General features: G+C 64.2%; 22 protein-coding genes. 5 read left to right on the forward strand and 17 right to left on the reverse strand.

Annotated elements, in window-relative coordinates:
* Positions 1–121: 121 nt before the first annotated feature.
* Positions 122–406 (reverse strand): usg protein, encoded by a 285-nt coding sequence (locus tag QXZ85_RS32030; RefSeq protein ID WP_315705973.1) that lies wholly within the window; start codon positions 404–406, stop codon positions 122–124.
* A 382-nt stretch (positions 407–788) separates the two neighbouring features.
* Here QXZ85_RS32030 and groES point away from each other — a divergent pair, with 382 nt between their 5' ends.
* Positions 789–1,103 carry a co-chaperone GroES gene (groES, locus tag QXZ85_RS32035; protein WP_011925902.1) on the forward strand — a complete coding sequence of 105 codons (315 nt, stop codon included), beginning with the start codon at positions 789–791 and terminating at the stop codon, positions 1,101–1,103.
* Positions 1,104–1,192: 89 nt separating this feature from the next.
* Complete coding sequence (groL, locus tag QXZ85_RS32040; protein ID WP_315705974.1) at positions 1,193–2,833, forward strand: chaperonin GroEL; 1,641 nt, start codon at positions 1,193–1,195, stop codon at positions 2,831–2,833.
* 362 nt (positions 2,834–3,195) lie between these two features.
* Here the strand turns inward: groL and lepB are convergent, their stop codons facing one another.
* The 5 genes from lepB to QXZ85_RS32065 all read right to left on the reverse strand — a co-directional run bounded on the left by lepB (position 3,196) and on the right by QXZ85_RS32065 (position 9,575).
* On the reverse strand, positions 3,196–3,963 hold the full coding sequence (gene lepB / locus QXZ85_RS32045) for a signal peptidase I (protein WP_315764580.1): 768 nt from the start codon (positions 3,961–3,963) through the stop codon (positions 3,196–3,198).
* A 1,057-nt stretch (positions 3,964–5,020) separates the two neighbouring features.
* Complete coding sequence (locus QXZ85_RS32050; RefSeq protein ID WP_315705977.1) at positions 5,021–6,187, reverse strand: DUF2778 domain-containing protein; 1,167 nt, start codon at positions 6,185–6,187, stop codon at positions 5,021–5,023.
* Between the two features lie 301 nt (positions 6,188–6,488).
* Positions 6,489–8,006, reverse strand: coding sequence for a glycosyltransferase family 39 protein (locus QXZ85_RS32055; RefSeq protein WP_315705978.1), 1,518 nt, complete (start codon positions 8,004–8,006; stop codon positions 6,489–6,491).
* Entirely contained in the window at positions 8,003–9,136 is a 1,134-nt protein-coding gene (locus tag QXZ85_RS32060) for a glycosyltransferase family 2 protein (protein WP_315705979.1), read from the reverse strand. The genes QXZ85_RS32055 and QXZ85_RS32060 overlap by 4 nt, the downstream gene beginning before the upstream one ends.
* Before the next feature lie 256 nt (positions 9,137–9,392).
* On the reverse strand, positions 9,393–9,575 hold the full coding sequence (locus QXZ85_RS32065) for a hypothetical protein (protein ID WP_316167139.1): 183 nt from the start codon (positions 9,573–9,575) through the stop codon (positions 9,393–9,395).
* Positions 9,576–9,737: 162 nt separating this feature from the next.
* Between QXZ85_RS32065 and QXZ85_RS32070 the strand changes: the two genes are divergently transcribed.
* Both QXZ85_RS32070 and QXZ85_RS32075 read left to right on the forward strand, forming a co-directional pair.
* Positions 9,738–10,562, forward strand: coding sequence for a DUF72 domain-containing protein (locus tag QXZ85_RS32070; protein ID WP_315705981.1), 825 nt, complete (start codon positions 9,738–9,740; stop codon positions 10,560–10,562).
* Between the two features lie 11 nt (positions 10,563–10,573).
* Positions 10,574–11,035 carry a DUF488 domain-containing protein gene (locus QXZ85_RS32075; RefSeq protein ID WP_315705982.1) on the forward strand — a complete coding sequence of 154 codons (462 nt, stop codon included), beginning with the start codon at positions 10,574–10,576 and terminating at the stop codon, positions 11,033–11,035.
* Positions 11,036–11,044: 9 nt separating this feature from the next.
* On the opposite strand, the gene QXZ85_RS32080 is transcribed toward QXZ85_RS32075, so the two are convergent.
* From QXZ85_RS32080 to QXZ85_RS32100, 5 genes are read right to left on the reverse strand one after another with little or no spacing between them, the layout of a single operon-like run.
* Positions 11,045–12,358, reverse strand: a complete 1,314-nt coding sequence (locus QXZ85_RS32080; protein ID WP_315705983.1) for an adenylate/guanylate cyclase domain-containing protein — start codon at positions 12,356–12,358, stop codon at positions 11,045–11,047.
* 42 nt (positions 12,359–12,400) lie between these two features.
* Positions 12,401–13,561: an ABC transporter permease gene (locus tag QXZ85_RS32085; RefSeq protein ID WP_315705984.1), complete on the reverse strand. Its 1,161-nt coding sequence runs from the start codon at positions 13,559–13,561 to the stop codon at positions 12,401–12,403.
* Entirely contained in the window at positions 13,558–14,496 is a 939-nt protein-coding gene (locus tag QXZ85_RS32090) for an ABC transporter ATP-binding protein (protein ID WP_315705985.1), read from the reverse strand. Before QXZ85_RS32090 ends, QXZ85_RS32085 begins: the two co-directional genes overlap by 4 nt.
* Positions 14,493–15,272, reverse strand: a complete 780-nt coding sequence (locus QXZ85_RS32095; RefSeq protein WP_315705986.1) for an efflux RND transporter periplasmic adaptor subunit — start codon at positions 15,270–15,272, stop codon at positions 14,493–14,495. Before QXZ85_RS32095 ends, QXZ85_RS32090 begins: the two co-directional genes overlap by 4 nt.
* The gene (locus QXZ85_RS32100; protein ID WP_315705987.1) at positions 15,269–15,961 is read right to left on the reverse strand and encodes a TetR/AcrR family transcriptional regulator; all 693 of its coding nucleotides are present in this window, start codon (positions 15,959–15,961) and stop codon (positions 15,269–15,271) included. Before QXZ85_RS32100 ends, QXZ85_RS32095 begins: the two co-directional genes overlap by 4 nt.
* 234 nt (positions 15,962–16,195) lie before the next feature.
* On the opposite strand from QXZ85_RS32100, the gene QXZ85_RS32105 reads away from it, so the two are divergent.
* Positions 16,196–18,664 carry an HAD-IC family P-type ATPase gene (locus QXZ85_RS32105; RefSeq protein WP_316175566.1) on the forward strand — a complete coding sequence of 823 codons (2,469 nt, stop codon included), beginning with the start codon at positions 16,196–16,198 and terminating at the stop codon, positions 18,662–18,664.
* On the opposite strand, the gene QXZ85_RS32110 is transcribed toward QXZ85_RS32105, so the two are convergent.
* The 6 genes from QXZ85_RS32110 to QXZ85_RS32135 form a co-directional block, all read right to left on the reverse strand.
* Positions 18,599–19,879 carry an alpha-glucosidase/alpha-galactosidase gene (locus QXZ85_RS32110; protein WP_316175568.1) on the reverse strand — a complete coding sequence of 427 codons (1,281 nt, stop codon included), beginning with the start codon at positions 19,877–19,879 and terminating at the stop codon, positions 18,599–18,601. The genes QXZ85_RS32105 and QXZ85_RS32110 overlap by 66 nt on opposite strands.
* A 107-nt stretch (positions 19,880–19,986) precedes the next feature.
* Positions 19,987–21,012 carry an alcohol dehydrogenase AdhP gene (adhP, locus tag QXZ85_RS32115; protein WP_315768662.1) on the reverse strand — a complete coding sequence of 342 codons (1,026 nt, stop codon included), beginning with the start codon at positions 21,010–21,012 and terminating at the stop codon, positions 19,987–19,989.
* Between the two features lie 142 nt (positions 21,013–21,154).
* Positions 21,155–21,568: a DUF2000 family protein gene (locus QXZ85_RS32120; protein WP_315768663.1), complete on the reverse strand. Its 414-nt coding sequence runs from the start codon at positions 21,566–21,568 to the stop codon at positions 21,155–21,157.
* 149 nt (positions 21,569–21,717) lie between these two features.
* Complete coding sequence (locus QXZ85_RS32125) at positions 21,718–22,074, reverse strand: DUF4189 domain-containing protein (protein WP_315706336.1); 357 nt, start codon at positions 22,072–22,074, stop codon at positions 21,718–21,720.
* A gap of 213 nt (positions 22,075–22,287) precedes the next feature.
* Positions 22,288–23,892: a molybdopterin-binding/glycosyltransferase family 2 protein gene (locus QXZ85_RS32130; RefSeq protein WP_315705991.1), complete on the reverse strand. Its 1,605-nt coding sequence runs from the start codon at positions 23,890–23,892 to the stop codon at positions 22,288–22,290.
* A complete protein-coding gene (locus QXZ85_RS32135) occupies positions 23,889–24,590 on the reverse strand; it encodes an XdhC family protein (RefSeq protein WP_315705992.1) in 702 nt (233 codons plus the stop codon). The genes QXZ85_RS32130 and QXZ85_RS32135 overlap by 4 nt, the downstream gene beginning before the upstream one ends.

Here is a 24,590-nt window from a genome sequence, read left to right on the forward strand (position 1 = left end):
CACCGCAAACACCATGGTCAAAAACAACACCCGATATACCCAGCAATCGCTTGACAGCTAAGACAGTCGCCGGGCTCGTGCTGCGCACGCCCCGGAATGACACCGTGGTTGTGGTTACCGCTCAGTGCAGGCGGAACACGCCGTCGACGGCGCGCAGCTCGGCCGGCTTGATCAGCTTGGAATGCGCGACCGTGACGGAGAACAGCGGCCCTTCGAGCTTCTTCTGCCAGAAGCTGAGGAAATCCTGCAGCGCGGGGAATTTCGGAAACAGGTCGTAATTCTGCCAGACGTAGGTCTGGAGCAGCGAGGGATGATCCGGCATCCGATACAGGATCTGCGCCGTCGTCAGCCCGTAACCCAAGATCTGTTTCCGAAAATCCTCGGAAACGGCAACCTTCGACACCATGCCAACCTCCATTCTGTGGAAGCGCATTCCGGCGTGGCCACCGGGATCGAGCCACCCGGGTGAAGATGCGCTCACGTGAGAGAAATGTGACGCATGACCTCAATCCATCACAAGCCTAAATGTTTAACGGGTTGTTGAAATTTCCTGCATTAGCAGCGACTTAGCCCAGGTGCTAATACGGGGTTTCCCGATCTGTTCCGGCCCGGTTAACGATGCCGGGACCTTCTGGCAGACGCCGCGGTTGACTGCTAATTTTTCTGCTACAAGCCCTTGCCGGCCCCAGAACTCTCGCCTATGTCCTGCGCGGCAGGGCTGGCACTCGCTGGCATCGACTGCCAATCTCCAGAAACTGATAATTGCCTCAATAGCTTAGGAGGACTGTATGGCTTTCCGTCCGCTTCACGACCGCGTCGTGGTCAAGCGCATCGACGCCGAAGAGAAGACCGCTGGCGGCATCATCATCCCCGACTCGGCCAAGGAAAAGCCCTCGCAGGGCGAAGTCATCGCTGTGGGCCCCGGCGCCCGCGACGAGAGCGGCAAGCTGGTCCCGCTCGACGTTCAGGTCGGTGACCGCGTGCTGTTCGGCAAGTGGTCGGGCACCGAAGTCAAGATCGACGGCCAGGAGCTGCTGATCATGAAGGAAAGCGACATCATGGGTGTGCTGACCGACGCCGGCGCCAAGAAGAAGGCCGCCTAACCCCACGCTCGCACGCTCACCCCTGAGGAGCGCCCCGCGGGCGCCCCGCGAAAGGGTGAGACAGACATTTCAACTCAGGGAAATCCAATATGTCAGCCAAAGACGTGAAGTTCGGCGTCGATGCTCGCGACCGCATGCTGCGCGGCGTGGACATTCTCGCCAATGCCGTGAAGGTCACGCTCGGTCCGAAGGGCCGCAACGTCGTCCTCGACAAGTCGTTCGGCGCTCCCCGCATCACCAAGGACGGCGTCACCGTCGCCAAGGAGATCGAGCTCGACGACAAGTTCGAGAACATGGGCGCGCAGATGGTGCGCGAGGTCGCCTCGAAGTCCGCTGACGCGGCCGGCGACGGCACCACCACCGCGACCGTGCTGGCCCAGGCCATCGTGCGCGAAGGCGCCAAGGCCGTTGCCGCCGGCATGAACCCGATGGATCTGAAGCGCGGTATCGACCTCGCGGTCGAGGCCGTCGTTGCGGACCTCGTCAAGAACTCCAAGAAGGTCACGTCGAACGACGAGATCGCCCAGGTCGGCACCATCTCCGCCAACGGCGATGCCGAAATCGGCAAGTTCCTCGCCGACGCCATGAAGAAGGTCGGCAACGAGGGTGTCATCACCGTCGAGGAAGCCAAGTCGCTGGAGACCGAGCTCGACGTCGTCGAGGGCATGCAGTTCGACCGCGGCTACATCTCCCCCTACTTCGTCACCAACGCCGACAAGATGCGCGTCGAGATGGACGACGCCTACATCCTGATCAACGAGAAGAAGCTGTCGTCGCTGAACGAGCTGCTGCCGCTGCTCGAAGCCGTCGTGCAGACCGGCAAGCCGCTCGTGATCGTCGCCGAGGACGTCGAGGGCGAGGCGCTGGCCACCCTGGTCGTCAACCGCCTGCGCGGCGGCTTGAAGGTCGCGGCCGTCAAGGCTCCGGGCTTCGGCGATCGCCGCAAGGCCATGCTGCAGGACATCGCGATCCTGACCGGCGGCCAGGCGATCTCGGAAGACCTCGGCATCAAGCTCGAGAACGTCAACCTCTCCATGCTCGGCCGCGCCAAGAAGGTGATGATCGACAAGGAGAACACCACGATCGTCAACGGCGCCGGCAAGAAGGCCGACATCGAGGCGCGCGTGCAGCAGATCAAGGCGCAGATCGAGGAGACCACCTCGGACTACGACCGTGAGAAGCTGCAGGAGCGTCTGGCCAAGCTCGCAGGCGGCGTCGCGGTGATCCGCGTCGGCGGCGCGACCGAGGTCGAGGTCAAGGAGCGCAAGGATCGCGTGGATGACGCGATGCATGCGACCCGCGCTGCTGTCGAGGAAGGCATCCTGCCGGGCGGCGGCGTCGCCCTGCTCCGTGCTTCCGAGCAGCTCAAGGGCCTGCGCACCAAGAACGACGACCAGAAGACCGGCATCGAGATCGTCCGCAAGGCGCTCTCCGCCCCGGCCCGCCAGATCGCCATCAACGCGGGCGAGGACGGCTCGGTCATCGTCGGCAAGATCCTGGAGAAGGAGCAGTACGCCTATGGCTTCGACAGCCAGACCGGCGAGTACGTGAACATGGTGTCCAAGGGCATCATCGACCCGACCAAGGTGGTTCGCGCCGCGATCCAGAACGCGGCCTCCGTGGCTGCGCTGCTGATCACGACCGAAGCGATGGTCGCCGAGCTGCCGAAGAAGAACGCCGGCGGCCCCGCGATGCCTCCGGGCGGCGGCATGGGCGGCATGGACTTCTAAGGTCCGTTCCTCTCTCGAATACGAAGGGCGCGGTGCAAACCGCGCCCTTTCTGTTTGGATAGAAAATTCAGTTGAGCCATGCATCGCTGCTGGCGCGAATCCACAATTGAAACCTGTGTTATGGATTCCGGGCTCGCGCTACGCGCGCCCCGGAATGACGCTTGAGTTTGACGCAAGCTTCCGTCGACCACAACGGCGATCGATCTATGAGCGCATTTATCATAGTCAACTCACCGCCCCTGCTCTTCCTCTCCGTCATTCCGGGGCACGACGCAGTCGCGAGCCCGGAATCCATAACCACGGGACGGAGTGAGTGCGCACGATGCCCGCTCGGAAACGGCAGCAACAGCAGTCTCTCGCTACTACCTCACCATCGTCCCGATCCGCTCGAAGCGGATCCGGCCTGGCCTGCTCGTATCGGATCCGGCGAGCGAGAAGTAGATCGTCGCGGCGCGGCCGATCACGTTCTCGATGGGAACATAGCCAACGGCGCTGAGGACGCGGCTGTCGGTAGAGTTGTCGCGGTTGTCGCCCAGCATGAATAGATGGCCAGCCGGCACGACATAGACGTTGGTGTTGTCGAAGAAGCCGTTGTCGACACAATCCAGCGTCTGATAGCTCACGCCGTTCGGCAAGGTCTCCCGCCAACGCTTGACCCGTTCGTCCGCACTACCGCCGCAGGCGGCTTCACCGACCAGATCGTCGAGCCGCTCGCGCTGAACCGGCTGGTCGTTGATGTAGAGCAGGCCCTGCCTCATCTGGATGCGGTCGCCGGGCAGCCCGACGATACGCTTGATGTAGTCGGTCTTGCCGTCCTTGAGACGGAAAACCACGACGTCACCGCGCGCCGGATCGCGGCCCCAGATACGTCCCGCTGACGGCGGCGTGAACGGCCACGTATAACGACCCCATCCATAGGGGTATTTCGAAGCGAAGAGATAGTCGCCGACCAGAAGGGTAGGAATGTTTGACGCGGATGGAATGTTGAACGGCTGAAAGAGGAAGGTGCGGATCAGCAGCGGCGAGGCCAGCAGCAGGCACAGCAACACGAAGCCTGCGGTGAAGATGGCTGCAATCGCCCACCATGGCTCCCGCTGCGGACCGATCGCTCCAGCCTCGACGCTCGTCATGACATTCCCCAGCCTGTCCTGCCGCAAGGATGGCCGATGGCGGCACCACACGCAACCACGAAGTGCTTGCGCATGGTGCGCCATCCCTCACTGCTGGCGGCGATACATCACGTCGCTGCGCAGTACGTATTTGCGCCCCCTGGTGACGGGATCACCGCGATGCATGATCGGGTGATGAAACAATAGCGCCATGCCTTGCTCCGGCGTGATCACGTTCGAAGTGGAGGCCGATCCGCGCTGCAAAGGCGATCGCCTGCCCGCACTCTGCATTCGCAGCTCGTCCGTGCCTGGCGGGCAAATCAGTTGTCTCTTCCGACCCGTCTTACGCGCATCGAACAGCCCGACGGGTAGCTAAAATGAGCTGCGCGCAAGAACTAATTCCATCAGCTCGATCAATCGGATCACGCCACCCACCCGGCTCCCGCATAAAATTCCACTTTCGTTTTTTCAGAAATTATGCATATATAGCCGTCGTCCCGCCTCATCCGAGGGGCGTACGCGTCGTCGCGAACGTCGAGTGCGGGATGCGGTGGCCGCGACGATGTCAGGCGCTTTTGCGCAAGACGACTGATGTCGTTGCGGACGACGAAATCGTAGGGTCCTGGCGCCGCGACGCTGGCGCTAAATTCGTGATGATGCAACTCGACATCGCTTTGCGATGCGAGGGCATCAGGCGGGTGACGGTGGCATGAAAGCCCGTTCACCGGGGAGACTACGTATAAGCCGTTCACCCATCGCGCAGGGAAGGCCGGATGATCCGGCTCGTACCTGTGGTGACTGCCGCCTGCATTTTCTTCTGCAGGCGGGCCATGGGTGCGGACGGCACCCGGCCTTCCCCGCGTCCTCTTCTGATTGGAGGACGAAAGCTGCAGCAAAGCTCGGGCACGACGTGCTGCGAGATCGTAAAATTGTGTCTCGTTTAATGGCTCAACCGTCAACTTCGTCATTGCGAGCGAAGCGACGCAATCCAGAACTGTCGACGCGGACGGAGTCTGGATCGCTTCGTCGCGTTGCTCCTCGCAATGAGGTCGAACCCGCGCGATCTACGCGTCGCGCCTCACTGGATCCGTGCGACCACGGCGAGCTTGCGAATGCCCTTGTTCTTGTAGGCATCGAGGAAGGCGTAGTAGTCGCGGAACGACACGCAGCCGTTGGAATCGCCGTTCGGACCGAGCATGAACGTGTGCGCGAGCAGACCGTCGCGGCCGTGGATCGCCTCGCTGCCGCCGATCGGATTGAGGCGCAGCGCCGGCACGCCGTGGAACAGCGCCTCACGCGGCTTGAGCTCATAGATGTGCGGCGGGGTGACGCCGCGCATCCGGATGTTCTCCGAGCGCGGATTGTCGAGATTCTCGCCGAGACCGGAATGCGCCTCGAGCTTGGTGCCGTCAGGCAGATACACGGCCCTGGCCGAGATGTCGTAGACCGCCGTCGAGCGGTCATATGGCGCCTGGCCGCCCTTGGTCGGATCCTGGCTGATGCTCGCGGTGAAATTGGCGTCGGCCGAGGCGTAGGCCATCAGGCCGCCGTTCTGGTCAGGCTTGCCCCACAGCTTCTCCTGGATCGAATGACGCTCCCCGGTGATCGACAGCACCGCGGCCTTGGCACGCTCGGTCATCGCCCGCAGCGTGCCCATGCCGCCCTTGGGTTCGCTGCCATCAGCCGGCGATGGCGATGGCTGCGTCGGCTGTTTCGGATTGGCGAGCGCAAGCCGCATCGGCGGCCGCGGCTCCTTCTTGGGAGCTTCCGCGAGCTTTGCTGCCGTCTTGGGCGCATCGACCGGCTTGTCGCCGGCCTTCTCGGTGACGTCGGCCGCTTCCGCAAACTTGGGGAGCGGTGGCGCGCCATTGGCGGCGTTGGACGGCACGCCCTGCGGCACGGCGGCGGCAAAGCGTTCGCTGAACATCTGCGGCGTGATCGCGGGCGTGCTGGGCCCCTTGGCGATCATGGGCGTCGCGTCAGGCAGCGCTGCGAAGGCCTCGCTGACGGCGTCCGATGCATTGCGCGTGGCGATACGCGGCGCCATGCGCACGACGGGCTCGTCATAACCGTCCGTGCCGAGCGTCGGATAGGCATCGGCCGCGATGATCTTGGCATAGACCAGGACGCCGCACCCCACCACCAGGGAGACGATCGCCGCGCCGCCGAACAGTTTGTGAGACAAGGCCTTCAGGGAGGATTTCCTGCGGTTTCGTGCAGCCAACGCAGCTCGACTGTTACTCATTTACTGACGCCCGGAACGGAGACTTCGGTGACTCGAAACTCTCTGTCGATGCGTCGCGGTTCGCCTAACCGCTGTGCATCTCGCAGAGGCACGAAGCGTCATTAAGGCGACTTTTAGTTAAATGCGGATTAAGTTTTGGCAGATTAAAGGCGGGTTAACCATTTCGGCCTGTGTCGCCGACGAACGCGGCGGAAACAGGGCGCAAATGCGGCACGCGCCCGCGTCGAGGCGCCAAGCAGATCCGGCATGCGGCGGCGAGACGCTGCCGGGGTCCGTGCAACGAGGCAATCCCCACGCCGCCTCAGCGCTGCAATTCCGGCGCCGGGGAGCGGTCGATCACCTCTTGCTTCGGCTGGCTCACCGCATAGAGCGCGTAGGTCTCGATCACCAGCGGGCCGCGCTTGCGCGGGGCTTCCGCCACCTTCTCGATCTTGGCAAAGGTGAAGCTCGGATAGAAGCGAAGACCGATCTGCGCCTCGTCGACGAACAACAGCGTCCCCTGGAGCGCTGCCGGATCGGGCTCGGGAAAATTGACCCAGCGGATGCGCTCGATCGGCTGCAGTACGCAGGTGCCGCGCGGCAGGTAGAACGAGAGCCAGGCGGTGGTCCCGTAGTCCATCGCAAGCACGCAACGCGCGCCAACCCGGGCCCGCACCGCCTCGATTTCATCGGCCAGCGCACGCCAGCCGATGCCGACGCTGCGCACCGTGGAATCCCGAAGGTAGCCCGACAGCCATCCGGTGTCGGCCTGTACGACCAATGCTGCGAACATCACGATGCCGACAGGCGCGGCGAAGCGCCGACAGAACTCTACCGTTCGCTGCGCACGCGGCTTCCATGGCACGCAATGCGCGGCGAATGCAGCCGCCACCGCAAAGGCCGGATAGATCGGCGCGAACCAGTTGGCCTCGACCCGCGCATGCAGCGAATGCCAGATGAAATAGGCGACGATCACCCAGACCATCGCGCTGACAAGCACCCGCGAACTCGCCTCGCCCGCCTTGCGTGCCAGCAACGCATAGAGGCCCATGACGCCGAGAATGAAGATCAGCGGCGTCGCAAAGGCAAACTGGGTCGGGATCAGCTCGGCGATATAGCTGGGTCGGAAATCCTCGATCCTGGCGCGCCCGAGCTGCTTGATGAAGGACACCCATTGATGCTCGGCGTTCCAGATGATGACGGGGCTGAAGATCGCGAGCGCGACCAGCCCGCCGAGATAGGGCCAGGGCGAACGCAGCCAGTGCCGGAGCTCTGGCACGGCAACGAGCCAGATCAGGATCGCCACGCCGAAGAACATCGCGGTGTACTTTGCGGCGAGGGCGAGACCGGCCGCGACGCCGACGCCGAGCCACCACACGCCGCGCTCCGTCTCCTGCACCTTGGCGCAGCAGAACAGCACGAAGCTCGATGCGACCAGCAGCGGCGCATCCGGCGTCACGATCATGGTGCCGACCGCGGCCATCAGGGTGACGTTGAGCAGCAGCGCGGCGCTGGCGGCCACCCGCACGCTGCCGAACAGGATCTCGGCCGTGCGATAGACCGCGTAGCTCATCGGCAATGCGAGCAGGATCGAGACGATGCGCACACCGAGCTCGGTGTCGCCCGCGAGCATGGTGCCGAGCCGGATCACGAGCGCGACCAGCGGCGGATGGTCGTAATAGCCGAAGGCAAGATGCTTCGACCACATCCAGTAATAGGCTTCGTCGAAGGTGATCGGCGTCATCGCGGCCGCGACCAGCCGCAGCACGACGAGCGCGACGATGGTCAGCCAGGTGTTGCGGACGAGCCGAGCGTCGTCGGCCGCGACGACAGGCGTCATCGCTTGCGCCAGACGAACAGTCCGGAGATCGCGTAGTTCCAGACCACGCCCATCAGCGCGCCGGCGGCACCCGCCAGCCACCAGATCGGCTCCTGGTCATAGACCGAGAAGGCGACGCCGACATTGGCAAGCAGGCCGACCGAGCAGACGAGGTAGAACGCGAGAAGGCCGCGCAGGATGGCAAAGCCCTTCAGCCGCTGGTCCCGATAGGTGAGGAAATTGTTGAGAATGAAGTTCGAGGTCATCGCGACCAGAGCGCCGATCGCCTGAGATTCGGCGAATGGCAGATCGAATACCTGAAGGCAGAGGAAGAGCGTGCCGAGATGCACGAACAGACCCGTACCCCCGACCATGGCGAACAACAGGAAGCGCAACGAGACCGCGTCGTTGGTCAGCTTGGCCAGCACGAGACCGAGGAAGTCGAGCGCGACCATCGAATCGAGCTTGCTCTCGCCATGCAGGCGCGAGCCGAAGGTGTAGGGAATTTCCACCGTGCGAAGGCCGCCTTCGGCGCTGGCGATGATGTCGAGCAGGATCTTGAAGCCTTGCGTGGAGAGCTTCGGTGCGATCTGTTCGAAACGATCACGGCGGATCATGAAGAAGCCGCTCATCGGATCGGCGACCTCGACCTTGAGCAGCCGCCGCGCAATCTCGGTGGCAAAAGCGGAGGCCCCTGCCCGCTGCTTGTTGAAGCTCGCCGCACTTCCACCCTCGACATAACGGCTGCCGACCACCAGCTCGGCCGCACCGCTTTCGAGCAGCGACAGCATCTTCGGCAGCTGGGTCTCGTCGTGCTGCAAATCGGCATCGATCACCGCGGCATAGGGCGCGCTGGCGGCGAGAATGCCCTCGATGCAAGCGCCGGAAAGGCCACGACGGCCGATGCGGCGGATGCAGCGGACGCGGCTGTCGGCCTGAGACAGCCCACGCACCACCTGCCAGGTTCCGTCAGGCGAATTGTCATCGACGAACACGACCTCCCACGGCACGTCCTTGAAGGCCGCCTCCAGCCGCCTGTAGAGCGTCGTGACATTGTCGCGCTCGTTAAAGGTCGGAACAACGACCGTCACGATCGGAACGGCGACGGATTGCAGCGGCACGGGCGGGGCCGGTCGGATGGCTTCGTTCATGGCGGGGATGCGTATATCCGCCACATCCTGCCATGCCAAGGTCGGCGCCACCCTGGAGAGGCAAAAAGCGCAGGGTGTGACGGTTCAATCCCGTCCCCCAAAATGCCAACGACCACAAACAAAGGGCGCGCGTACATCCGGCGCAGCCGCTCTGTCGTGGTCGTCCCAATGAAGGAGCCGTACAAGGCTCAACGTCACCGTTATACCTTAAATGGGATCTCCCAGGCCTTTTGCAAGGACCCCTCCGAAGACCGGGCTAGTTCGGGACTTCCCGAACCACAGGCCCACGCACTGCAGGGGCTGCCGGTGCCGCCGGAACCGGCGCCTCAACCTTGGCCGGCATGGACCGCGGTCCGACCGGGACATAATAGAAGGCAGCGGCCAGCACGATTGCCCCGACAATGAAGCCAAGAACGCTACCAATGGATTCGGATGTCATGCGAATGCTTCCCTGTCGCCCCCGCAGAATGAATATCATGGAACCTCGGCCGGCCGAAAGAGCACCGCCGCCACAGAGCCGAACTGGTCAAGGCTGCCGGTATTGATTACTCTCTGCATCCAATCCCCGCCCGCTCCTCCTCCGAACGACGGACCCCATTCCGTGAGCAAGACCCCCGCGCGCGCTGCAAAGCAAAAGAGTCACATCTATATCGGAATCGGCGGCTGGACCTTCGCGCCCTGGCGCGGCGTGTTCTATCCGGAGAAGCTGCCGCAGTCGAAGGAGCTGGAATACGCCGCCTCAAAGCTGACATCGATCGAGATCAACGGCACCTATTACGGCTCGCAGAAACCGGAGAGTTTCCGCAAATGGGCGCGCGAGGTGCCCGACGGTTTCGTGTTCTCGCTCAAGGGCCCGCGCTTTGCGACCAACCGGCGCGTGCTGGCGGAGGCCGGCGACTCGGTCAAGCGATTCTACGACACCGGCGTGCTCGAACTCGGCGACCGCTTGGGCCCGGTGCTCTGGCAGTTCGCGCCGACCAAGAAGTTCGACGAAGCCGATTTCGGCAAGTTCCTGGAGCTCCTGCCGCGCGAGATCGACGGCCGCGCGCTGCGCCATGTCGTTGAAGTCAGGCACGACAGCTTCTGCGCACCCGGCTTCGTGGCGCTTCTGCGTGAGTTCGAAACCCCGGTGGTCTTTGCCGAACACGGCAAGTATCCGGCAATCGCCGACGTCACCGGCGATTTCGTCTATGCACGGCTGCAGAAGGGCAATGACGAGATCGCCACCTGCTACCCGCCGAAACAGCTCGACGCCTGGGCCGGGCGGCTCAAGACCTGGGCCGAGGGCGGCGAACCGGACGATCTGCCGCGCGTTGACGACGAGCCTGCCAAGAAGAGCCCGCGCGACGTGTTCGCCTATGTGATCCATGAGGGCAAGGTGCGCGCGCCTGCAGGGGCGATGGAGCTGATCGCGCGGCTGAGCTGAGGTTACGTCAGATGGCGAAAGCCAAGACATTGTTCACGATCGGCTACGAGCAGACGCCGGCCAAGGCGGTGCTCGACGAATTGCAGTCTGCCGGCGTGAAGCTCCTGGTCGATGTCCGCGCCATCGCCGCATCCCGCCGTCCCGGGTTGTCGAAGACCCAGCTTGCGGCCGGTCTCGACGAGCGCGGCATCGGTTACGTGCATCTGCGTGGGCTCGGCACGCCGAAGGAAGGCCGCGACGCTGCGCGCAGCGGCCATTACGATACATTACAGAAGGTCTATAGCGCGCATCTGAAGACGCCCCAGGCCAAGGAGCAGCTCGATGAATTATCCGCGCTCGTGAAGACTGCAGGCCCCATCTGCCTGCTCTGCTACGAGCGTGATCACACCCATTGCCACCGGCGCTGGATCGCGGAGATCATCGAGGAGCGCGACCACGTCAAGGTGGAGAACCTGGTCGCGCCGCAGGTGTGAGTGTGAACGCTAGCTCAGCTGCCAGACCTCGACGGCCCGGTCATAGCCGCGGATCGACACTTGCCCATGCGGCAAGGCGCCATCGCCATCCGCGCCGATCGCGGCGCGGACCTCCGACGAGATCAAGAGCTGGGAATCGAATTCCTTGTTCAGCGTCTCCAGCCGCGAGGCGAAATTCACGGTATCGCCGATCACGGTGTATTCCTTGCGGCGCGGCGAGCCGATGCTGCCGGCGATCACCTCGCCGAGATGAATGCCGATGCCGATGCGCAGCGGCCAGTCCGAGCCGGCGTTGACCTGCTCCATTGCGGCCACCATCTCGCGCGCCGCCGCCACCGCGTGCTGTGCCGCATCCGGCGTCTCGAACGGCGCGCCGAACAGCGCCAGGAAGCCGTCGCCGAGGAACTTGTTCACGATGCCGCCGTGGCGCTCGAGGATTTCGACCAGCACCGCGAACGCACCGTCGAGACGGTCCACCACCTCCTGCGGCGTGCGCGACCGCGCGGCCGCGGTGAAGCTGCGGAAGTCGACGAACATCACGGCGACCTGCCGGATGTCTCTCGCTTCCGTGGTGCCCTCCTTCATCAGACGCTCGACGACCTGGGGCGAGACGTGCTGGCCGAACAGGTCGGTGAGTCGGTCGCGCGCCGTCGCTGCCAGGATGCTGGCCACGAACTGGCGCCTCAGCTGCAGGCCGACCGCGCCTGCGATCATGCCGCAGAGCAGGATGATAAAGCTTCGCTCCGCATGGAAATAGATCTCTGGATTCTGGCTGACGTCGAGGACCGGCCGGTCGACGAGCGCGACGACCAGCAGCTCGGCAGCAGCGACGAATCCGGTGAAGCTCGACAGCCAGAAGTCGAGCCTCAGCGTCGACAGAATGATGAAGACGAAGTAGGTCAGCGGCATGCCGAAGGCGAGCGCCTTCTCCGGGCCGATGCTGTCGATCTGCATCACCAGCACCAATGTCGGCAACGAAGTCTCGATCACGGTGCCGATATAGCGCATGACGAGCGGAACGTCGCGGCCGCGCCCGATGTCCGCCAGTATCCGAGAATGGATCCAGGCCTCGAACAGAATGAAAAAGATCAGAATCGCATAGCTGTAGAGAGCCCTAGATCCGCCGTGCCAAATCCAAAGCATGATCTTCGGTTCGAAGATATCGACGAAGGCAGAGATCGCCAAAAACAGAGCTGCGGTGCCGATCAGCACCTTGACCCGAAGCAGTTCCGTGCTCAGGACTTGACGCGTAAAGGCTTGGCCGAATTCGGCCGACGCAGCAGCCCCAAGTGCTTCATTTCGGTCCGACCATGGTGCCAACATCGCGCGCCCCAAGCTCCTCGCCTGCCCCGGCCACATCCTGCCTCAATCGAGGGTGCGGCGGAAGCGCAGCACGGCGACCGTCATCGCAAACAGCATCAAGGCGAACAGGGCAATGGCGTCATATTGCAGGTTCTGCAGGGTCGAGCCCTTGAGCATGATCGCGCGGACGATGCGCAGGTAATGCGTGAGCGGCAGGCACTCGCCGACATATTGCGCCCATTGCGGCATGCCCAGGAACGGAAACATGAATCCGGACAGCAGGATGCTGGGCAGGAAGAACATCATCGACAGCTGCATCGCCTGCAGCTGGTTCTGCGCCAGGGTGGAGAACGTGTAGCCGATCGACAGATTGGCGCCGATGAACAGCGTCGACAGCAACGCCAGCAACGAAAGGCTGCCGAACACGGGCACGCCGAACAGCAGCACGCCGATGCCGATGATGATCGATGCCTGCAGGAATCCGACCAGCACATAAGGGATGATCTTGCCGAGCATCACTTCCACCGGCTTGATCGGCATCGACAACAGGCTCTCCATCGTGCCGCGCTCGATCTCGCGGGTCACCGACAGCGCGGTGAAGATCAGCATGGTCATGGTCAGGATGGTGCCGACCAGGCCGGGCACGATGTTGAGCCGCGATTCGGCGGCCGGATTGTAGCGGGCATGCGCCCGGATCTCGAACGGCAGCGAGACCGGATCACCGGTGTACAGGTCGTGCGCCAGAGCGGTCTGCACAATCATGCCGAGCGATGACAGCGCTGAGGAGGCAGCCACCGGATCGGTGGCATCCGCCGCGACCAGCAGCGCCGGACGGTCGCCGCGGCGGACTGCGCGCTCGAAGCCACGCGGAATCTCGACGCCGAACAGCACCTTGCCGGAGAGCAGCAGATCGTCGAATTCATTGACGTCGTGCACCTCGCGCGTGAAGCGGAAATAGGCCGTGTTCTCCAGCGCCTTCAGGATCGAGCGCCCGAGATCGCTGTCTTCCTGCAGCAGCACCGCGGCCGGCAGATGATGCGGCGTGGTGTTGATGGCATAGCCGAACAGCAGCAATTGCATCACCGGGATCATCACGATCATGGCGAACGAGACCCGGTCGCGGCGGAGCTGGATGAACTCCTTGACCAGCATCGCGTAGGTCCGGTGCAGGAAGCCGAAGCGCGGTTCGGCGGGGCTGCGTTCGTTGATGTCTATAGCGCTCATTGGAAATTGTCCTTCGAGCGGTTCATCAGATCGATGAAGACGTCCTCCAGCGAGGGCGCCGCCTGCTGCCAACGCAGGCCGGGCTTGTCACGCCACGGCGCGATCGAAGATTCCAGTGCGGCTCCATCGCGGCCGGACACGTGCAGGCTGGCGCCGAACGGCGCCACCATGTCGACACCGGGCTGCCCTGCCAGAGCGCTCGCCACCTCCTGCAGGCGATCGCCACCGACAGTGTAGGTGGTGAGCGCCGATTGCTTGATCACCTGCTCGACAGTGCCATGCGCCAGCAGATAGCCATAGGCGATATAAGCGATCTCGTGACAGCGCTCGGCCTCGTCCATGTAGTGGGTGGAGACCAGCACGGTCAGCCCCTCGGCCGCGAGCGCATGGATCTCGTTCCAGAAATCGCGCCGCGCCTTGGGATCGACGCCGGCGGTCGGCTCGTCGAGCAGCAGCAACTGCGGATTGGGCAGCGTGCAGGCGCCAAGCGCCAGCCGCTGCTTCCAGCCGCCCGACAGCTCGCCGGCGAGCTGTCCCTCCCGGCCCGACAGCCCAAGCCGCCTGACCATGTCGCGCGCAGCACCGCGCGGATCGCTCAGGCCATAGAGACGCGCCACGAATTCGAGATTCTCGCGCACCGACAGATCCTGATACAGGCTGAAGCGCTGAGTCATGTAGCCAACCCGCCGCTTGATGCGGTCGGCGTCGCGGCGGATATCGAACCCCAGACAGCGGCCCTCGCCACTATCGGGCGTCAACAGCCCGCATAACATTCGGATGGTCGTAGTCTTGCCGGAGCCGTTCGGACCGAGAAACCCGTAGATCGAGCCGCGCTTCACCCGCATCGACAGATCGTGCACGACCTCGCGGCCGCCGAACGATTTCGTCAGTCCATGAACGTCGATCGCGATCCCGTCGTCCGCCGCGCGCGTCATCGTCGATCGGCCACCGGCGTCTTGGCATTGAGATAGACGCTGACCGGCTGGCCGACGCGCAGCGCGTCGGGCCGCGAAGGCCGCGCCTGGATCAGATAGACGAGCTTGTTGCGCTCATCGAGGCTGTAGATCACTGGCGGGGTGTATTCGGCCGTGGTCGCGATGAAATAGATCCGCGCGGAGAGATCGGGCGCACAATTGTCGCAGGTGACGCGGACCTCATCGCCGATGGCGATCTTCGGCAGTTCCGTCTCGGAAACGTAAAAGCGCAGCTTCATGTTGCCGGGCGGCATGATCGAGAGGACCGGCCGCTGCGCCGCGACCATCTCACCCTCGCGGAAGTAGATCTGCTGCACGGTGCCGGCGACCGGGGCAAAGCCCCTGCGGCGGGCCAGCCGCGTCTGCGACGTGACCACACGGGCCTCGGCGACGCGCAACGCGGAGATCGCCGAATCAAGCGTAGCCTGCGTGCCTGCGCCGGTCTTGCTCAGTGCGGCCGCACGGTCATAGGTCTGCTGCGCATTGGCGAGCGTCGCCTTGTTCTGGTTGAGATCGGCCTGCTGCAGATCGTCGTCGACCGAATAGAGCAGATCGCCGACCTTGACCTCGTCGCCTTCGCGGACGTTGAGCTTGGTTACGCGCCCCGCCTCATCGGGGCTGACGAAGATCATATCGGCCTCGACCCAGCCCTGATAGCCGGGATCGCGCTTATCGTGACATCCGTTCAGCGTGAAAGCGGTGGCCAGAACGACGAGGCAATGCAAGAGGCTCGTCATGTTGCACTCCGTTCGCCAAAGATCAGGTCGAGATGCGTCCGCAGCATCGCTTCGGCATCGAGCGGCGCATGCCGCTCGAACAGGCTCTTCCACAGCACAGCAATCAGCACCGGCGCGATCATGATTTGCGGAAATTGCGCGAGCTTGGGCTCGCGGATCTCTCCCCGCTCGATCGCAAGCTCGATCAGGCCGCGCAGCGCGGCGAGTCCGCGAGATACCACCTCGCGATAGTAGAAATCGGCAATCGCCGGAAAGCGCGTGCCCTCGGCCACGATCAGCCGAACGATGTCGCCGCGGCGCGTAGTCGCGACCTCGTGGATGAACAGGCGCCCCAGTGTTTCGACCGCATCGCGCACCGATCCCGTGAATGACGGCGGTGCAGTCATGCGGCTGACGAACGGCACGATCGCGGTGCGGATCAATTCCTCAAACATCGATTCCTTGTCCTTGAAATGCAGATAGATCGTGCCCTTGGCGACGCCGGCCCGCTTGGCAATGTCGTCGAGCCGCGTCGCGGTGAAGCCGCGCGCGACGAACTCCTCCATCGCCGCCTCGACGATCGCCGCGCGGCGCTCGGCCGCGCGCTCCGCCCGGCTCGCGGACGCTTCGCCTGCCTTGTCCGCTGCGCGAACGACCTGCGATGCGGCCGGCCGGCCAGTAACCCTGCTTGCGACTTTTCGTGTTCTCATCACCATTCTTAAAATATGACTGACTGGTCAGTCAGTGTCAATACCATTGCGATCCGGCTACGGCGCTGGCCTCGGACGACCGGCGTCTGATGGAAGGATGCGCGCTACAAGCAACCATTTCACATCCGCGTGCGCCTTGATCAGGCTCATGCTGAGTTCCGTTCCGCCGAATATTCGCAGGGCACTGCGCAGCCCTAGGACTCATCATCGGGCAGCACTCATCAGGCAATCGCGATGGATGATTTCGAAATTCCCGCGGCTCCATTACCGGCGAACGCGCCGGCGCCCGCAACGGCCGATCAAGCATCGGTTTGGGATCGCGGCCTGACAGCCGCCGAAGCGGCCCGGCGCCTGCGGGAATTCGGCTCCAATGCGACGACGAGCACCGAGCGTCCGCTCTGGCACGTGCTGCTCGGCAAGTTTGTTGCGCCGGTCCCCTGCCTGCTGGAGGCGGCGATCCTGCTGCAACTCTCGCTCGGCGAATATTTCGAGGCAGGAATCATCGGCCTGCTGCTGGTGTTCAACGCCCTGCTTGGCACGTTCCAGGAAGGCCGCGCCAAGGCCACGCTGCAGGCCTTGAAGCAGCGGCTCGCGCTCAACGCCGCCGTCCTCCGCGACGGCATCTGGACCATCATTCCGGCGGCCGAACTCGTGCCCGGAGATATCATCAAGCTGACGCTCGGCGCCGTGGTGCCTGCCGACGTGCGGCTCGGTTCAGGCGCTGTGATGCTCGACCAATCAATGCTGACGGGCGAGTCGCTACCGATCGAGGTCGGTCCCGGCAGCGAGACCTTCGCCGGAGCCCTGATCCGGCGCGGCGAAGCGATGGCCGAGGTGCTCGCAACTGGTGCCCACACCCGGTTCGGACGGACAGCAGAGCTTATTCGGACGGCACATGTCACCAGTTCGCAGCAGAAGGCGGTGTTGCGCGTGGTGCTCGCGCTCGCGACCATCAATGGGACATTGGCGCTCGCGCTGATCGCCTATGCGATCTCCCGTCACCTGCCGATGACGGAAATCGTTCCGCTCGGCCTGATTGCTGTTCTTGCCTCCGTGCCGGTCGCGCTTCCGGCAGCCTTCACGCTCACCGCTGCCGTGGCGGCGCAGGCGCTCGGCCGACGCGGCGTGCTGCCGACGCGGCTCTCCGCGGTCGACGAGGCCGCCACCATGAACGTGCTGTGCGTCGACAAGACGGGCACTCTGACCCAAAACGAACTGCGCGTCGCAGCGACCGTTCCATTTGGAAACGCGAGCGCGCGGGATGTCCTGGTGTGGGCGCGTCTGTCGAGTTCCGACGGCGGGCTCGATCCGGTCGATGGCGCAGTGCGGATGGCGTCCGGGAATGGCCGATTGGACGGATTGCGGCGAGAAACATTCATTCCGTTCGATCCCGCCACCAAGATGGCGGAAGCGACCGTCATCACCGCAGATGACACGCGACGGCGCGTGGTGAAAGGCGCGTTCGCGGCTGTGCTGGCCATGTCGACCGCACCCAATGAGGCAAGGGCCGAAGCCTCAAGGCTGGAGGCCGAGGGTTATCGCGTACTCGGCGTCAGTGTGTCCGCCGCGGATTCGGATGTGATGCACATCGTCGGCTTGATCGCGCTGAGCGATCCTCCGCGGCCCGAAGCTGCCGATTGCCTCGCGAAATTGCAAGCAATGGGCGTGCGCGTCGTCATGGTGACCGGCGATGCCCCGGCCACGGCCTCGGCCGTGGCCAAAGCGATTGGACTGGACGGCAAGGTGTTTCCGCCCGGACCGATCCCCGAGAGGATCGACGCCACAGATTACGCGGTGTTCGCCGGCGTGCTGCCGGAAGACAAATTCGCTTTGGTCAAGGCGCTGCAGCGCTCGGGCTATTCCGTCGGCATGTGCGGTGACGGCGCCAACGATGCGCCGGCGCTGCGTCAGGCGCAGCTTGGCATTGCGGTCTCGACGTCGACCGACGTCGCGAAGTCCGCAGCCGGCCTCGTGCTCACCGAGCCCGGCCTCACCAGCATTCTCACCGCGGTGACGCAGGGACGCGTCGCATTCCAGCGTATCCTCACCTATGCGCTGCGCTCGATCGTGCACAAGGTCCGCCAGGTTTCCTATCTCGGCATCGGCTTCCTGATCGTCGGACATGCCATTCTGACACCGACGCTGATCGTGATCTCCATGATCACGGGCGATTTCCTGGCAATGTCGGCGGCGACCGACAACGTCCGGCCCTCGGCCGAGCCGAATGCGTGGCGCATCGGCGACCTGACGCTCGCCGGCGTGATCATGGGTATGGTCGATCTCGCATTCTGCGTCGGCGTGCTGCTGATCGGCAGGGATCTGCTACGCCTCGACCTCGAGACGCTGCGGACCATGACCCTGGTCAACCTGACCTTCAGCGGCCAATCGATCTATTACGTCGTGCGCGAACGCCGCCGCCTCTGGTCGTCGCGGCCAAGCCGGACCGTCGTCGTCTCCTCGATTACGGACATCCTGATCGTCACGGCGCTCGCCGCCACCGGATCGCTGATGGCTCCGCTGAGGCTGCCGATCATCGCCGGCCTGCTTGCGGTAGCCGTCGTGTTCGCCTTTCTGCTCGACGGCGCCAAAGCCGTGATCTTCCGGCAGCTGCGAATGGATCGATTTGTAGTGCGCGTCTCACGCACAAGGACGAATATAGGGCCGGTTGATCTCCCACAATTCGTCCAGGAGCTGCCGCGCTGATGTCGCCGAGTTCACCACGGGGTCGATCAGGAGCGCCTGCAGCGCGATCTCCTTGGAGGCCTGCATCGCCGCTTGGACCGAAAGCTGCTGCACCTGGACCTGAACGGTCATGAGCTTCGCGACCGGCTCCGGCAGTGGCCCGAGCGAGACTGGATGAATGCCGATACGGTCGGCGACGACCGGCACTTCCACCGCCGCGTCCGCCGGCAGGTTAGGAATGACGCGATCGTTATAGACGACCCCGGATTCGATCAGCTGCTTGCGGTCATGCAGTACGGAGGAGATCACGGAGACGGCGCGCTCACCCGATGGCTTCAGCCACCAATCCGGCATCTCCGTACGACCGGCCAGCACGTCCTCGATCAGCCGGTTCACCTTGGCGCGCTCGCCCTCGTCCCAATCGAAATTGTAACCGCCCTCCCCCGCTTCCCAGCCATAGGCGAAATATTCGCCGACATGGCCGTCACCACAGCCGAGCCAATAGCCGAAGCCGCGGAACAGCGCGCGGGTCAGCGGCGAAACCTCGGGGTCGTGGCTTGCCTCCTTCTCACGCAGGAGCGGATAGAGATCGGCCCCGGTCTCGCGATCGCGGATCTCTTTCAAGCATTGGAAGTGGTTGAGACCGGCGCCCCACACGTCCACCCGCGCCTCGGGCAAGCCGAGGATCGCGGCGACCTGGCTGCGTGCGAGGAAGATGCCGTGGCAGAGGCCAATATGCTTGATCCGGCTATGCTGCCCGAGCGCCAGGATGATGCGGCTCTCCGGATTCGAGAAGTTGATGAACAGCGCCTGCGGGCAGCGCGTTTCGATTTCGCGGACGAAGTCGAACACCACCGGCAGCGTGCGCAAGGTGAAGAACAACGCGCCGGGGCCGCCATTCTCGCCGAGCGTATGGCGGATGCCGTATTTGCGGGGAACCTCGAAGTCGTGCCGCCAGAGTCGGTTGCGGTCGATCGCGGTGGAATGGACCACAAAGCCCGCGCCATCCAGCGCAGCGCGCCAGTCCGTCGTCGCCTCGATCTTCAGCCCGGCACCGGACTTGTCGTTCAAGAGCTTCGTCAGGCGCTCGGCGCGGCCGAGCCGCTCGGCATTGCGACCGACCAGCACCAAGGTGCTGCCTGCGAGCTCATGCGTCGAGAACAGGTCCCGGAACATGCTGAGACCGAAGGACGCGCTGCTCGCGCCGAGAAAAACGATTTTGGTGACCGCTGCCATGGCCGCATCGTGCCAGCCCGATCCACCGAGACGCTGATCCATATCAAAAGGCCGCGGCGCATTTCCATGGCGCCGCGGCCTCCTTTAGAATGTGCGCCGATGGGCACTCAGGTGAAATCGAGCACGATGCGGCCGTCGATCTTGCCTGCCTTCATCTTGTCGAAGATGGTGTTGATCTCCGATAGCGGCGCGGTGGTGATCTCGGCCTTGACCTTGCCCTCTGCGGCGAAGGCGATGGCCTCGTCGAGATCTCGCCGCGTGCCGACAATCGAGCCGCGCACCGTAATGCGCTTCAGCACGACGTCGAAGATCGGTGTCGGAAACTCGCCCGGTGGCAGCCCGACCAGGCTGACCGTCCCCTTGCGACGGACCATGTGCAGCGCCTGGGCGAAGGCTGGCGTCGACACGGCCGTCACCAGTACGCCGTGGGCGCCGCCGCCGGTGATCTTGGCGACCCGGTCCACCGCGTCCTTGTCGAGCGCATTGACCGCGTGATTGGCGCCGGCTTCGCGCGCGAGCTTCAACTTGTCCTCGGTGATGTCGATCCCGATCACCTTCATCCCCATGGCCTTGGCATATTGGATGGCGACGTGGCCGAGGCCGCCGACGCCGAAGATGACCACCCACTCGCCCGGCCGGGTCTCGGTTTCCTTCAGGCCCTTGTAGGTCGTCACGCCCGCGCAGAGGATCGGGGCAATCGCAGCGAAGTCGACGTCAGCCGGCAGGCGTGCCGCGAAGGCCGCGGAGGCGATGACGTATTCAGCGAAACCGCCGTTGACGCTGTAGCCGGTGTTGTGCTGGTGCTCGCACAGGGTCTCCCAGCCTGTCTCGCAATATTCGCAGCGCAAACAGGCATCATGCAGCCACGCCACGCCGACGGCATCGCCGACCTTGAAATCGGTCACGCCAGGGCCGAGCGCCGCAACCAAACCGGCCGCCTCATGGCCCGGAATGAAAGGCGGTACTGGCTTGACCGGCCAGTCGCCCGAGGCGGCGTGCAGGTCGGTATGACAGACGCCGCAGGCCTTCAGCTTGACCAGGATCTCGCCAGGGCCCGGCACCGGGATCGGCACGTCCTCGATCACCAGCGGCTTGCCAAAGGCTTTGACGACGGCGGCCTTCATTGTCGACATGTGTCTGCTCCTCTCATTTCGAGGCGCAAACTAATAGAGGCCGGCAAGCTCGAGCTTGATCGGAGTCAATGGACGGCCGTCGCTTCGTCGCGGAGCATATGACAACTCCGTGACATCAACTGGCCGGCTTGTCGCGCCATCTTCAGTGGTGAAACTTCAAGCCGTCCACGACCTTGTCAACCACCTTGCGTTCTCCGCGGAAGGCCAGGCCGACCAGATTGAGGTCGGCGCGAGCGACCGCTTTCACCGCGGCGCGATTGGCCTCGTCATGGGTGGTCTTGAACATGTCTTCGCTATAGAGCGCGCATTTGACGTTGCGAGCCAAGGCCCGTTCGAGTGCCCGCGACAACGCCGCGCGATCGACTGCACCGTAGATCAAGATCGGCTGGCCGATCAGCGCATGGTATGGCGTGCCATCACCGTCCTCATAAGGCACACCGACACATTCGGGAAACGCAGCGGCAATGCCGCTCGCGAGAAAGGCTGCCACGTTCAGCTTCTGCCAGGCTTCAAGGTCGTTACGGATCACCAGCGCGATCTTGGTGTCGAACTGCATCGTTCCTCCGGCAAACGACGCCATTCTCGGGACGCCGATAAATTGACCGAAACCCGATCAATTCTACGCTGACAACGCCAAGACGCTGTCGTCGTCGCAGGAGTCCGGGTTCGCCGCTGCCCGAACAATGAAAAGCCCTGTCTGCGAAATCAACCCTTGCCGTCGCAGACCCAGGCGCGGATCACGCATTCCTTGCCGCCATATTTGTAGCATTCACGCGTCGCATCGTTGAGCGAGGTCGATATCTTCGGCCGGACCGCATAGCCATGCGGACCGCAGGGATTGGTCAAATCGACCGCGAAGGCCGCACACGCCTTCTTCAGGATCACTGCCGTGCAGTCGCCCTTGCACTGCTTGAGCGCGGCCGCTTTAGCCGAAGGCTCGGACGGGTAATCATAGGCCTGGCCATAGGCGGCGCATTGGCCCATGGCGAAGGCACCGGCTGCGTGCGCGACACTGATGAAATGATCGGTCGCAAGGCGCGCGCCCGCCACCAGAACGGTCATACCAAACGCAAATAGCGCGAAGCGTCGCGCGGCGGTCGAAACGATCACCGAGATCCTCCCCCGAGGCCCAATGTGGCGAAATCTAGGGGAAAGGATGTTTCAACTTGGTGAACAGAAGGTTGAAAGATAGCGCCTGGTGCAACGCCGGCCGTCGACGGACAACCGCCGTTGCGAGCGAAGTGAAGAAATCCTGCGTAATGATGGAAAGCCGTTTCACCCCCGCCGTGCGGCGTCCAGCGCTTGCGGCGTGTCGATGTCGAGGAAGGCGCCGTCTCCCTCGACCGGCACTTCGGCGACGGCCTCCGCATGCTTGGCGATCAGATGCCGCGCACCGACGTCGCCGTCCAGCGTCATCAGCTCCTGGAAGAAACGCCGCGACCATAAGACCGGATTGCCGCGGCGGCCGTCGGCGACCGGCACCACGATCAAATTGCCGCGATCCGGCTCGAACGTGCCGATCAGCCGATCGAGCATATCGCTCGAGACCATCGGCATGTCGCCGAGGCAGACTACCGCGCCATCGGCGTTCTCGGACACGGCCGCGATGCCGGCCTTCACGGAACTCGCAAGCCCGCCAGCGAAATCGGGATTGCGCACGAACCGGACACGCAGATCTGCCAGCGCCTGCTCGACCAGGTCGGCCTGATGGCCGATGACGACGATCACCTCGCAAGCCTTGGAGGCCAGCGCCTGCTCGACCACGATCCGCACCAGCTTCTTGCCCTCGAGTTCGGCCAAGAGCTTGTTGGGCCCGCCCATCCGGGTCGAGCGGCCGGCGGCGAGCACGATGGCCGCAACCTTGCGTTCGCCCTCCGTTTCCGGCTTGGCGCGGGGCTGCGGCCTGGTGACGATCTCCATCAGAAGGCCGCCGACGCCCATCGCCATCAGCTCGGCGCGGGTCACCTTGATGCCGGCGAGCAGCCGCATCAGGACCCAATCGAAACCGTTCTCGACCGGCGAACGGGCACAGCCAGGCGCACCGAGCACCGGCACGCCGGCCGCGTTACCGATCAGCAGGAGATTGCCGGGATCGACCGGCATGCCGAAATGCTCGACCGTCCCCCCAATGCCGGTGATCGCAGCCGGGATCACGTCGCGCCGGTCGGCAATGGCCGAGGCCCCGAACACGATGACTAGCTCGGCGCCGAGCCCGAGCAGTTCCTGGATGGCGGCCGACAGCGGCGCGCCTTCATGCGGCACGCGGCGTTCGGCAATGATGGCGGCGCCTGCAGGCGCCAGCCGTTCGGCGGTGACGCGCAAGGTCTTGTCGATGACCTTCGAGGAGAGGCCGGGCAGGATGGTGGAGACCACGCCGACGCGCTTGATGACATAGGGCGCGATCCGGAGCGCGCCCTTGCCCGCCGCCGCGACAGCCGCGTCGCGCAAGCGTCCTTCGACCCCAAACGGGATCAGCTTGACGGTGCCGACCATCTCGCCTTCGACCACCGGCTTGAACGCCGGCAAGGTCGCGAAGGTGATGGCTTCGTCGACCGCGTTGATGCGGTCGACCGCATCGCGATCGATCACCAGCACGCCGGCCTGGGCCGCGAACAAATTGGCGCGGCCGGTGAAGGCGCGATCGACATGAATGCCCTCGCCCGCGACCGCCTTGGCGATGCCGGCGGCAGCTTCATCCTCGGAAACGTCGCCCGGCTCCAGCCTGACGACGACGATCTCCTTGACGCCTTCCCTGGTCAGGGCCTCCACCTCGGCCGGACCGATCGTGGTGCCCTTCTTCAGCACCAGTCTGCCCTGGCGCAGGGTGTGCACCGTCACCCCGCCGACTGCCTCCGCCGGACTGGCCGGGCCGAATTTCATGCCGCTTCTTCTTTTTCCTTGGGCGGCAGCCGCAGCGCCGCGGTGATCTGGGCCATGATCGAGACGGCGATCTCCGATGGCGATACGGCGCCGATGGCCAGTCCAATGGGCGCGTGAATGCGGGAGATGTCGGCCTCGCTGGCCCCCTGCGCACGGAGCCGCTCGGCGCGCTTGCCATGCGTCTTCCGCGAGCCCAGCGCACCGATATAGAAGCAGTCACGCGAGAAGGCGTGCAGCAGCGCCGGATCGTCGATCTTGGGATCGTGGGTCAGCGCGACGAACGCCGTGTAGTGATCGATGTTGAGCGGCGGCAGCGCCACGTCGGGCCATTCCGCGATCAGCGGCACGTCGGGGAAGCGCTCGGGGCTGGCAAACGCCGTGCGCGGGTCGACGACCGTCACGTCGTAACCGAGCGAGCGCGCGATCGGCGCCAGCGCCTGGCTGATATGGACGGCGCCGATGATCACGAGCCGCGCGGTCGGCGCGTAGACATTGAGAAACAACCTCTTGCCGCCAGTCTCGATCATCCCGCTCTTGCCCATCCGCAACTGCGCGGCGAGCTCGGCGCGTAGTGGATCGGCGACAATGTCCTTGGCTTTCACGAGCCGCTGCTCGCCGGTGGCGACATCGGTGACCAGGATCACCGGGCGCCGCGCGGCGCGCTCCGCGTTCAGCTCGGAGAGGGTTGCAAGCTTCAT

Source organism: Bradyrhizobium sp. SZCCHNGR1005, from assembly GCF_032489995.1.
Taxonomy (GTDB): domain Bacteria; phylum Pseudomonadota; class Alphaproteobacteria; order Rhizobiales; family Xanthobacteraceae; genus Bradyrhizobium.